This window comes from Brevundimonas sp., from assembly GCF_036963785.1.
Lineage (GTDB): Bacteria > Pseudomonadota > Alphaproteobacteria > Caulobacterales > Caulobacteraceae > Brevundimonas.
This window is the reverse complement of sequence record NZ_JBALUS010000018.1, coordinates 1-623: the sequence shown is the minus strand read 5'-3', so window position 1 is coordinate 623 and position 623 is coordinate 1. Positions and strand designations below refer to the sequence as shown.

The 623-nt window shown below is 62.0% G+C and carries 1 pseudogene; it reads right to left on the bottom strand.

Going from position 1 to position 623, the window contains the following annotated elements:
- Positions 1-623 (bottom strand): annotated as a pseudogene (locus V7672_RS15245) (DNA-directed RNA polymerase subunit beta); the annotation flags it as partial.

The window sequence follows — 623 nt, the reverse complement described above, 5'->3', positions numbered from 1 at the left end:
GAACATGGCTTCGGCCGATTCCATGGTCGGCGGCTCGCCCGGACGCATGACGCGGTAGATGTCGAACAAGGCTTCCTGACGGTTCTCGTTCTTGTCTGCCACCAGCGTGTTGCGGATGTAGGCGCCGACGTTGATGTGGTCGATGTCGAGGATCGGGATCTCGGTGAAGCCGAGCTTCATGAGGTCGACGAGGTTGCCCTTGCGTTCGCCGGACTTGGCGTCGAGCGCCATTTCCAGCTCTTCGCCGGCTTCCAGATAGACTTCACCCGTCTCCGGGTTGACGATGTCCTCGGCCACGAAGTTGCCGACGAGATCCTCGTCGCTGGCACGAAGCGCCTTCAGGCCCTTGTCCGTCAGCTGACGGAGCAGGCGCGGGGTGAGCTTCTTGCCGGATTCGACGACCACTTCGCCGGTGTCGGCGTCGATCATGTCGGAAAGGGTCTTTGCGCCCTTCAGCGTCTCGGGCTGGAAGGGAATGCGCCAGCCGTCGCCGTCACGAACGTAATTGGACTTCGTGTAGAAGGTCGACAGGATCTGTTCGCCGTCCATGCCAAGCGCCATCAGCAGCGAGGTTGCCGGAATCTTGCGGCGACGGTCGATGCGGGCGTAGACGATGTCCTTGG